Origin of the sequence: Pseudomonas reactans (assembly GCF_013385825.1) — a bacterium.
Classification (GTDB): Bacteria; Pseudomonadota; Gammaproteobacteria; order Pseudomonadales; family Pseudomonadaceae; genus Aquipseudomonas; species Aquipseudomonas reactans.
In genome coordinates this window covers 8,950-18,726 of the sequence record NZ_JACAPG010000011.1, presented here as the reverse complement: position 1 = coordinate 18,726, position 9,777 = coordinate 8,950, and the positions used below count along the sequence as shown (strand labels likewise).

The following is a 9,777-nucleotide window of genomic DNA, read 5'->3' as shown; positions in this document are numbered from 1 at the left end:
GGGGTTCCTGCCTGAAATCGGCTTACGGGAAATTCAAGAATTCGGGGGGCTTGTTCAGCCGACGGCGAGTGACCGTGCGGCGCCATTGCGCCAGCGGGCCAGGTGTTCGTCGGCGTAGCGCCGGATGCAGCGCAGCACGGCGCTTTCGTGTTGCATGAGGAAGAAGTGGTGGCCGTCGAACATGTCCAGGGAAAAGCCGCTGGCGGCGTCGAGTTGCCAGTCGAGCAGCTGGTCGGCGCGCACGCTGTCCTGCTTGCCGCCGAACACGTGGATCGGCATGCCCAGCGGTGCGCGCTCGCCGTAGGTGAAGCTGCCGCACAACAGGAAATCGGCGCGCAGGATCGGCAGCATCAACTGCATCAACTCGGGGTTGGCCAAGGCCTCTTCGGCCGTGCCTTGCAGCTCGCGCAGGCGGGCGATCAGTTGTTCATCGGTCTTTTCGATGGCGTACTCGCTGACGTCGCGACGCGCCGGCCCGGCCGTTCCGGAAGCGAACAGGGCCAGCGGCGGCGGCACATTGCGCGCATGCAACGCATGCGCCAATTCGAAGGCGAGCAGGCCGCCAAGACTGTGACCGAACAAGGCGTAGGGGCCGCTCAAGTCGTGGCTGATTTCGTCCGCGAGCTGGGCCGCCAAGGCCTTGATATCGCGCTGCAACGGCTCGTCCATGCGCATGCCACGCCCTGGCAATTCCAGCGGACACACCTGCAACCATTCAGGCAGGGCCCGGCGCCAGCGCGCGTAAACCATGGCGCTGGCGCCCGAATAGGGCAGGCAGAACAGGCGCAGTCGGGTCGGCGTACTCATCGAGTGACGACTCCAAACTGAAACACGCTGTATGCACGATAGAAACCCATTTCGTCCTCCTGCGGGTGCTGATCCTTGGCCGTATTGCTAACGGACCTGTCACCCAGAAGAACGGACGGCACCGGCAAATAATTAGTCGCCGGGTACGAGCGAGACGTGGTTCACACCTAACAAGAAAGCATAAGATTAGTTCGCCTTCTCATTTGACAATCATTATCATTCAGCATAATTTGTTGCCCGATGTGTAGGAGGCCTCAGCAAGGACGCCCTCCCCTAACCTCTTTTGCGACAAGGTGATTTCCATGACGGAACAAGTATCCACAGGCAGGTGCGACTCACCGCTTCTCCAGGCATTCGTCGATAATCGGCTGATTCTGGTGAAGATCGCGGCACGCATTACCGGCTGCCGCTCCCGTGCCGAAGACGTAGTGCAGGACGCCTACTTCCGGCTGCAGTCGGCACCGACGATCACGTCATCGTTCAAGGCTCAATTGAGTTATCTGTTCCAGATCGTGCGCAACCTGGCCATCGATCACTACCGCAAGCAGGCCCTGGAGCTCAAATACTCCGGGACGGAAGAGGAAGGCTTGAATGTGGTTATTCACGGCGCTTCACCGGAAACCTCGCACATCAATTTCAACACCTTGGAAAACATCGCCGACGCCCTGACGGAGCTGCCGCAACGCACCCGCTACGCGTTCGAGATGTACCGCCTGCACGGCGTACCGCAAAAGGACATCGCCAAGGAACTCGGCGTCTCGCCGACCCTGGTGAACTTCATGATCCGGGATGCGCTGGTGCACTGCCGCAAGGTGTCGGGCAGCCATAGCGATACGTTTGCACGTCGGGTCTGATGACCGTCATTGTAGGCGCGAGCTTGCTCGCGAAGAACCTGAACGCGCCGCGTTGATTCAGCATTGACGCGGTGTTCTTGCGGTCTTCGCGAGCAAGCTCGCTCCTACAGAGGCACTGCGGTTACATCAATGCGATACGGCTCGAAAATCTTCAGCATCTCTCCATCATCGCGCAAGCGCTTGAGCAACGCGGCAAACGCTTCCCCCGTAATCGGCGCTTTCGGGCGCAGCAAGGCGTAGTGGTGATAGACCTGGTCAATGCGTTCCGACACCAGGAACTGCCCGGCCAAATCCGCATTGCGCACCATGAAATCACTCAAATACGAACGCGTCACCAGGGCGATGTCGGCACGCCCGCGCGCGACCATCAGCAAGTTGCTGTCATGGGAGTAGGTCAATGTGGCGTTGAAGTGCTCGGCCATGTGCTTGGGGTCGGGGTTGAAGTTGGCGAAGGCGTAGTGATAACCGCTGAACACGGCCAGACGTTTACCTTTGAGGTCAGCGAAGTAAGCCTGATCGCGACCAGGCTTGCGTTGGGCGACGAAGATTTCCGCGTCTTCCAGGCCCATGTCGACGGTGGTGTGAGGAATTTCCTGCCAGCCCCAGTCGGGATTCTCAAAGATCGCCATATCGACCCGGCCCTGCTCGAAATCGCGGAAACGCCGAGGGATAGAGGTGGGCACCAACACAAACTGGTAATCGGTTTGCGCGGCGTTCAACGCCTCGACCAGTTGCGGCAGCAAACCCGTATCGGCACCCTGCTCCGGGCGCACGGTGTAGGGTGGAAAATGCGCCGCGCCGATGCGCACCAATTGCGCAGCCGAGGCTGGCATCCACCACGCGGTGCCCAGTGCCCAAAAGGTAAGTCCTGCAGCCAGCCGCCATGGCGAAAACATCAAGGCACACACCGTTCAAAAACGCTAATGGCGATAAGCTAGGCGTTTTTGTCTGGCGAGACAACTTTCTACCGCCAAATTAATAGCTTGCACTTCAATCGGCCTTCAAAACCATCAACAGGGCTTCTTCAGCCAACTGTTCGAGAGTCATGCTGCCTTCTGCGCGGAACCAGGTGGTCGTCCACGACAACGCTCCGGTCAGAAAACGTCGGGTGATGAATACATCGCCCTTGATGTAACCGGCGTCCTTGGCCTCGCCCAGCACCTGCAGCCACAGTGCCTCATACACGTCACGCAGAGCCAGCACCTGGGCCTGCCCATCGGCCGACAGCGAGCGCCATTCGTACACCAGCACCGCCATGGCCTCGCCGCTGCCGCCCATGATCGACTGCAGTTCGCAGCGGATCAGCGCCAGCACCCGCTCGCGTACGTTAGTGGCTTCCTCAAGGGACGCGCGCATCATCGCGGTGTTGTAGTGGATGGTTTCTTCCATCACCGCGCGTAGGATCTCGTCCTTGCTCTTGAAGTGGTGAAAGATGCTGCCGGACTGAATGCCCACGGCGCTGGCCAGGTCGCGCACGGTCGTGCGCTCGAAGCCCTTGTTGCGAAACAAGTGGGCCGCCGTCTGCAGCAGCTTGCCCCGGGCGCTGTCGGGGTCGGTCAATTGGCCGCCGTCGACCATGGTGCGCATCACCCGCAGGGCTTTATGCTCATCCATGCCTCTCTCCTCTACTTCCACGGACGTCTTGGCCGGCAATTTAGGCCGTGGCGGCCACCCAAGCAAGCGCTTGGCTAAAACTTGTGACTGGAGTTTACAAACCAAGCGCTTGCTTGGTAGTCTCGCCCCAGCCATTCGAGGAAGGATTTCTCATGAGCAAGACGGTTCGTATCGGCTGTGCCAGCGCCTTCTGGGGCGACACCTGCACCGCCGCCGCCCAGTTGGTGCACGGCGGCACGCTGGATTACCTGGTGTTCGACTACCTGGCGGAAGTCACGATGTCGATCCTCGCTGGTGCGCGCATGAAGGACCCCCAGGCGGGTTACGCCACGGATTTTGTCGACGTGCTCACGCCGTTGCTGGCGGATATCCAGCGCCAGGGTATTCGCGTGATCAGCAACGCCGGCGGCATCCATCCCCAAGCCTGCGCCGCCGCCCTGCAAGCGGCGTGCGACAAAGCCGGTGTCGAACTCAAAATCGCCGTGCTGCTGGGCGATGACCTGCAACCCCAACTCAAGCATCTGCACGACATCACCGACATGTTCAACGGCACGCTGTTGCCTCCCGTGTGCGTGTCCGCCAATGCCTACCTCGGCGCACCGGGCATCACCCAGGCACTGGCCCTGGGCGCGGATATCGTCATCACCGGCCGCGTGGTGGACAGCGCCGTGGTTAGCGCGGCGCTGGTGCATGAGTTCGACTGGTCCTGGCAGGACTACGATCGCCTCGCCCAAGCCGCATTGGCCGGGCATATCATCGAATGCGGCGCGCAGTGCACCGGCGGTAATTTCACCGATTGGCGCGACGTGCCGGACTACGCACACATCGGTTTTCCGATTGTTGAAGTCAGCGCCGACGGCCAGTTCACCGTGAACAAAGTCGACGGCACCGGTGGATTGATCAGCGAACTCAGCGTGGCCGAACAGTTGCTGTATGAAATCGGCGACCCGCGCGCCTATCTGCTGCCGGATGTGATCTGCGACTTCAGCCAGGTCAAATTGCAGCAGCAGGGCAAAAACTGCGTGCGCCTGCACGGCGCCAAGGGTTTACCGCCCACCGATCAGTACAAGGTCAGCGCGACCTACCTGGACGGTTTCCGCTGCACCGCCAGTTGCCTGATCGCCGGAATCGACGCGGTGGCCAAGGCCGAGCGGGTCAGCCAGGCGATCATCGACAAGACCTCGGAGTTATTCAGCCAACGTCGCTGGGCGCCGTACACCGAGGTGAATATCGAACTGCTCGGCAGCGAAGCGACCTATGGCGCCCACGCAATGCGCCGGGACTGCCGTGAAGTGGTGGTAAAACTGGCAGTGCGTCACCCGAGCAAATCGGCGCTGGTACTGTTCGCCCGAGAGATCGCCCAAGCTGCGACCGGCATGGCGCCGGGCCTGACCGGGATTGTCGGCGGACGACCGAGCGTGTACCCGGTGATCCGGTTGTTTTCATTCCTGATCGATAAATCCGCCTGCGAGCTGCTGATCGACTATCAGGGCGAACGCCACGCCTGCCCCCTACCAGTTGCCGACGCCCCCACCCTGCCCGATGCACCGATTGACCCGCCCAAACCCCAAGGCCGCGCCGACGCCAGCGTGCCACTGGTGAAACTGGCCGTGGCGCGCTCCGGCGACAAGGGCAACCACAGCAATATCGGCGTGATCGCCCGCGATCCCGAGTATTTGCCATGGATCGCCGAAGCGCTGACCCCGGAAGTGATCGTCGACTGGATGGGCCACGTGTTGGACCCCGTGCACGGTCGCGTCGAGCGCTGGTATTTGCCCGGCAGCCGCAGCCTCAACTTCCTGCTGGAAAACGCCCTGGGCGGCGGCGGCATCGCCAGCCTGCGCATCGACCCGCAAGGCAAGGCCTTTGCCCAGCAACTGCTGGAAATCCCCATCGCCGTGCCGCAGCACATCGCAGATTCACTCACCTGACAGGAGCATTGCCGTGGCCTTCGACTCGATCTTCAAAGCCGACCTGTTCCAGGGTCACACCGTGATTGTTACCGGCGGCGGCAGTGGCATTGGCCGCTGCACCGCCCATGAACTGGCGGCCTTGGGCGCCAAGGTGATTCTGGTGGGACGCAAGCCGGAAAAACTGCAAAACGTCGCCATCGAGATCGCCGAAGATGGCGGCAGCGCCGCGTGGCAGGCCTGCGACATTCGCGATGAAGAGGCGGTCAAGGCGCTGGTCAAACACATCATTCATGAGCACGGCCCGATCCACGGCCTGGTCAACAATGCGGGTGGCCAATACCCGTCGCCGCTGGCCGCGATCAATCAAAAAGGCTTCGAAACCGTACTGCGCACCAACCTGGTCGGCGGTTTCCTGGTGGCGCGGGAAGTGTTCAACCAATCCATGAGCAAGCACGGCGGCGCCATCGTCAACATGCTCGCCGACATGTGGGGCGGCATGCCCGGCATGGGCCACTCGGGCGCAGCACGCGCCGGCATGGACAACTTCACCAAGACCGCCGCCTTCGAGTGGGGTTATGCGGGCGTGCGGGTCAACGCCGTTGCGCCGGGCTGGATCGCCTCCAGCGGCATGGACACCTATGAAGGCGCGTTCAAGGCGGTGATCCCGACGTTGCGCGAACACGTACCGCTCAAGCGTATCGGCACCGAATCGGAAGTCAGCGCGGCCATCGTGTTCCTGCTCAGCCCCGCCGCCGCGTTTATCAGCGGCAGCACCCTGCGCATCGACGGCGCCGCCAGCCTGGGCAGCCGCGCCTGGCCGTTGCTTAAGGCGCAGGCACCGAGCGAGCCCTTCAATGGCTTTCACCGTGCCTACCTGCCGGATGTACTCAAGGCGGAGCAATAGACCATGCCGGTGATTGAATCCCTGATCGACGCTCACAGCGCTCAATTCGCACAAAACCGTGACGCGATGCTGACCGCCATCGTCCAACTGCACCAGTTGGAAGGCAACCTGCTGAGCAAGGCCCAGGAAGCCAAACCCAAGTTCGACAAACGCGGCCAACTACTGCCCCGCGAGCGCCTCAACCTGTTGCTGGACCCCGGCGCGCCGTTCCTGGAGCTGGCCAGCCTGGCCGGCTACAAGCTGCACGATGACAAGGACGGCAGCGCCGCCGGCGGTGGGCTGATCGCCGGCATCGGCTACGTCAGCGGCGTGCGCATGCTGGTGGTAGCCAACAATAGCGCGATCAAGGGCGGCACCATTTCCCCCACCGGCCTGAAGAAGTCCCTGCGCCTGCAACAGATCGCCATGGAGAACAAACTGCCGGTGGTGACCCTGGCCGAAAGCGGCGGCGCCAACCTCAACTATGCCGCCGAGATTTTCGTCGAAGGCGCGCGCAGCTTCGCCAACCAGGCGCGCATGTCGGCCATGGGCTTGCCGCAGATCACCGTGGTACACGGCTCGGCCACGGCCGGCGGCGCGTATCAGCCAGGGCTGTCGGATTACGTGGTGGTGGTGCGTGGCCGGGCCAAGCTGTTCCTCGCCGGGCCGCCGCTGCTAAAGGCCGCGACCGGCGAAGTGGCGACGGATGAAGCACTCGGCGGCGCCGAGATGCACGCGCAAACCGCCGGCACTGCCGAATACCTGGCGGAAAACGATGCGGACGGTGTGCGTATCGCGCGGGAGATCGTCAGCCTATTGCCCTGGAATGATCGCCTGCCATTGGCGCCCAAACGCACCTACGCAGAGCCGCTGTATCCCATCGAGGAACTGCTGGGCCTGATCCCCGACGACCCGAAAAAACCCTACGACGTCCGCGAAATCCTCGCGCGCCTGGCCGACGGCTCGCACTTCCTCGAATTCAAAGGCGAGTTCGATGCCCACACCGTCTGCGGCCACCTGCACATCCAGGGCCGCGCCGTCGGTGTGATCGGCAACAACGGTCCGATCACGCCCAAGGGCGCGAGCAAGGCCGCGCAATTTATCCAACTGTGCGACCAGAGCCGCACGCCGCTGCTGTTCCTGCACAACACCACCGGTTTCATGGTCGGCACCGAGTCGGAGCAGCAAGGCGTGATCAAGCACGGCGCGAAGATGATCCAGGCTGTGGCCAATGCACGGGTGCCTAAACTGACGATAGTGGTGGGCGGTTCTTATGGCGCCGGCAACTATGCGATGTGCGGCCGTGGGCTCGACCCGCGCTTTATCTTCGCCTGGCCCAACAGCCGCACGGCGGTGATGGGCGGTGCGCAGGCGGGCAAGGTGCTGCGCATCGTGACAGAGGCCAAACAATTGAAGGACGGCCTGGTGCCGGACCCCAAAGTGCTCGACATGCTGGAACAGGTCACCGCACAGAAGCTCGACAGCCAGTCCACCGCGCTCTACGGCAGCGCGAATCTATGGGACGACGGGCTGATTGATCCACGGGATACACGAACCTTGCTGGGCTTTCTGCTGGATATCTGCCACGAGGCCGAGGTGCGTGAGTTGCAGGCCAATACCTTCGGTGTAGCACGCCTCTAAATTTCGCCCGAGACGCTCCGCGTCGCGATAAGGAGAACAATAAAAATGATCTTTACCCAGGAACACCAGGAGCTGCGCCGCACCGTCCGCGCCTTTGTCGACCGCGAGATCAACCCCCATGTGGACGAATGGGAAAAAGCCGGGCGCTTTCCCATCCACGAGATCTTCCGCAAGGCCGGCGACCTCGGCCTGCTGGGCATTTCCAAGCCGGAGCAATTCGGTGGAATGGACCTGGACTACAGCTACTCCATCGTCGCCGCCGAAGAGTTCGGCACCATCCGCTGCGGCGGCATCCCCATGTCCATCGGCGTGCAGACCGACATGTGCACCCCCGCCCTCGCCCGCTTCGGCAGCGATGAACTGCGCGACGAATTCCTGCGCCCGGCCATCAGCGGCGAGCAGGTCGGTTGCATCGGCGTCTCGGAAACCGGCGCCGGCTCCGACGTGGCCGGGCTCAAGACCCATGCGCGCAAGGACGGCGACGACTACGTGATCAACGGCAGCAAAATGTGGATCACCAACTCGCCCAGCGCCGACTTCATCTGCCTGCTGGCCAACACCTCCGACGACAAACCGCACATCAACAAATCGCTGATCATGGTGCCGATGAACACCCCCGGCATCAGCGTCAGCCCGCCCCTGGAAAAGCTCGGCATGCACAGCTCCGAGACTGCCCAGGTGTTCTTCGACGGCGTGCGCGTGCCCCAACGCAACCGCATCGGCCACGAAGGCGCGGGGTTCATGATGCAGATGCTGCAGTTCCAAGAAGAACGCCTGTTTGGCGCGGCCAACATGATCAAGGGCCTGGAGTACTGCATCGACAGCACCATCGAATACTGCAAAGAGCGCCAGACCTTCGGCAAGGCGCTGATCGACAACCAGGTGATCCACTTTCGCCTGGCCGAACTCGCCACCGAAATCGAATGCCTGCGCGCGCTGGTCTACCAGGCCACCGAGCAATACATCAAAGGCCAGGACGTGACGCGACTAGCCTCCATGGCCAAACTCAAGGCCGGGCGCCTGGGCCGTGAAGTCAGCGACAGCTGCCTGCAATACTGGGGCGGCATGGGCTTCATGTGGGACAACCCAGTGGCCCGCGCCTATCGCGATGTGCGCCTGGTCTCGATCGGCGGCGGCGCCGACGAAATCATGCTGGGCATCATCTGCAAATTGATGGGCACCTTGCCGGGGAAAAAATCATGAACACCCTGCTGCTTGAACCGCATAACGGCGTGCTGCACATCACCCTCAACCGACCGGAAAGCCGCAACGCGATGAGCCTGGCAATGGTCAATGAACTGCGCAACGTACTGGCGCAGTTGGACAGCCAGACCCGGGCCGTGGTGATCAGCGGCGCGGGCGGGCACTTTTGCGCCGGGGCGGATGTGAAGGACCTGGTCACCGCAAGCAATCAACTCCACGCACTGAACCGGGCATTCGGCACCTTGCTGCAAGCAGTGGAAGCCGTGCCGCAAGTGGTGATCGTGGTGCTGCAAGGCGCGGTGCTGGGCGGCGGTTTTGGCCTGGCGTGCGTGAGCGATATCGCCATCGCCGATCACCAGGCGCAATTCGGCCTGCCGGAAACCAGCCTGGGCTTGTTACCGGCGCAGATAGCGCCGTTTGTGGTGAAGCGAATTGGCCTGACCCAGGCACGCCGCTTGGCACTCACCGCCGCGCGCTTTGATGGCGTAGAGGCCGAGCGACTGGGCGTCGTGCACTTTACCGAGCGCGATCCGCAGGCGCTGGCAGAACGATTGGATGAAGTATTGGGCCAGGTACTGAAGTGTGCGCCAGGCGCGAATGCACGGACCAAAGCGCTGCTGCTCGCGAGCGTGGATGAGCCACTTGAAACGGTGCTGGATCGCGGCGCGCAGTGGTTTGCCGAGGCAGTGAGGAGTGAGGAAGGGATTGAGGGGACGCAGGCGTTTGTGCAGAAGCGAAAGCCACGGTGGTGCAGATGACGTCATCGCCGGCAAGCCAGCTCCTACAAGGGACCGCATATCCACGATGCGAAGCGAGTCGCTCTTGATCTTGCTTTGGCTTTTGATCTGAGGCGCCCCGTCAA

9 protein-coding genes are annotated in these 9,777 nt (G+C 62.3%); 6 read left to right on the top strand and 3 right to left on the bottom strand.

Annotated features, from left to right (window positions below):
• Positions 1 to 54: 54 nt before the first annotated feature.
• Positions 55 to 807: a thioesterase II family protein gene (locus HX868_RS11585; RefSeq protein ID WP_177002957.1), complete on the bottom strand. Its 753-nt coding sequence runs from the start codon at positions 805 to 807 to the stop codon at positions 55 to 57.
• Between the two features lie 302 nt (positions 808 to 1,109).
• Between HX868_RS11585 and HX868_RS11580 the strand changes: the two genes are divergently transcribed.
• Positions 1,110 to 1,661 (top strand): RNA polymerase factor sigma-70, encoded by a 552-nt coding sequence (locus tag HX868_RS11580; protein ID WP_005789991.1) that lies wholly within the window; start codon positions 1,110 to 1,112, stop codon positions 1,659 to 1,661.
• Positions 1,662 to 1,765: 104 nt separating this feature from the next.
• Here HX868_RS11580 and HX868_RS11575 read toward each other — a convergent pair whose 3' ends face one another.
• Both HX868_RS11575 and HX868_RS11570 read right to left on the bottom strand, forming a co-directional pair.
• Entirely contained in the window at positions 1,766 to 2,557 is a 792-nt protein-coding gene (locus HX868_RS11575) for a substrate-binding periplasmic protein (RefSeq protein ID WP_177002956.1), read from the bottom strand.
• A 94-nt stretch (positions 2,558 to 2,651) separates the two neighbouring features.
• The gene (locus HX868_RS11570) at positions 2,652 to 3,275 is read right to left on the bottom strand and encodes a TetR/AcrR family transcriptional regulator (RefSeq protein ID WP_095017095.1); all 624 of its coding nucleotides are present in this window, start codon (positions 3,273 to 3,275) and stop codon (positions 2,652 to 2,654) included.
• A 152-nt stretch (positions 3,276 to 3,427) separates the two neighbouring features.
• On the opposite strand from HX868_RS11570, the gene HX868_RS11565 reads away from it, so the two are divergent.
• The 5 genes from HX868_RS11565 to HX868_RS11545 are packed head-to-tail and all read left to right on the top strand — an operon-like array spanning position 3,428 to position 9,673.
• Entirely contained in the window at positions 3,428 to 5,206 is a 1,779-nt protein-coding gene (locus tag HX868_RS11565; protein WP_177002955.1) for an acyclic terpene utilization AtuA family protein, read from the top strand.
• A 13-nt stretch (positions 5,207 to 5,219) separates the two neighbouring features.
• Positions 5,220 to 6,092, top strand: coding sequence for an SDR family oxidoreductase (locus tag HX868_RS11560; RefSeq protein WP_177002954.1), 873 nt, complete (start codon positions 5,220 to 5,222; stop codon positions 6,090 to 6,092).
• A gap of 3 nt (positions 6,093 to 6,095) precedes the next feature.
• Entirely contained in the window at positions 6,096 to 7,712 is a 1,617-nt protein-coding gene (atuC, locus tag HX868_RS11555; protein ID WP_177002953.1) for a geranyl-CoA carboxylase subunit beta, read from the top strand.
• A gap of 45 nt (positions 7,713 to 7,757) precedes the next feature.
• Positions 7,758 to 8,915, top strand: a complete 1,158-nt coding sequence (gene atuD / locus HX868_RS11550) for a citronellyl-CoA dehydrogenase (RefSeq protein ID WP_177002952.1) — start codon at positions 7,758 to 7,760, stop codon at positions 8,913 to 8,915.
• Positions 8,912 to 9,673, top strand: a complete 762-nt coding sequence (locus HX868_RS11545) for an enoyl-CoA hydratase/isomerase family protein (protein WP_177002951.1) — start codon at positions 8,912 to 8,914, stop codon at positions 9,671 to 9,673. The genes atuD and HX868_RS11545 overlap by 4 nt, the downstream gene beginning before the upstream one ends.
• Positions 9,674 to 9,777 lie beyond the last annotated feature (104 nt).

Coding starts and splice junctions, on each gene's coding strand:
- HX868_RS11585 (WP_177002957.1), bottom strand. CDS start 807: ATGAGTACGCCGACCCGACTGCGCCTGTTCTGCCTGCCCTATTCGGGC.
- HX868_RS11580 (WP_005789991.1), top strand. CDS start 1,110: ATGACGGAACAAGTATCCACAGGCAGGTGCGACTCACCGCTTCTCCAG.
- HX868_RS11575 (WP_177002956.1), bottom strand. CDS start 2,557: ATGTTTTCGCCATGGCGGCTGGCTGCAGGACTTACCTTTTGGGCACTG.
- HX868_RS11570 (WP_095017095.1), bottom strand. CDS start 3,275: ATGGATGAGCATAAAGCCCTGCGGGTGATGCGCACCATGGTCGACGGC.
- HX868_RS11565 (WP_177002955.1), top strand. CDS start 3,428: ATGAGCAAGACGGTTCGTATCGGCTGTGCCAGCGCCTTCTGGGGCGAC.
- atuC (WP_177002953.1), top strand. CDS start 6,096: ATGCCGGTGATTGAATCCCTGATCGACGCTCACAGCGCTCAATTCGCA.
- atuD (WP_177002952.1), top strand. CDS start 7,758: ATGATCTTTACCCAGGAACACCAGGAGCTGCGCCGCACCGTCCGCGCC.
- HX868_RS11545 (WP_177002951.1), top strand. CDS start 8,912: ATGAACACCCTGCTGCTTGAACCGCATAACGGCGTGCTGCACATCACC.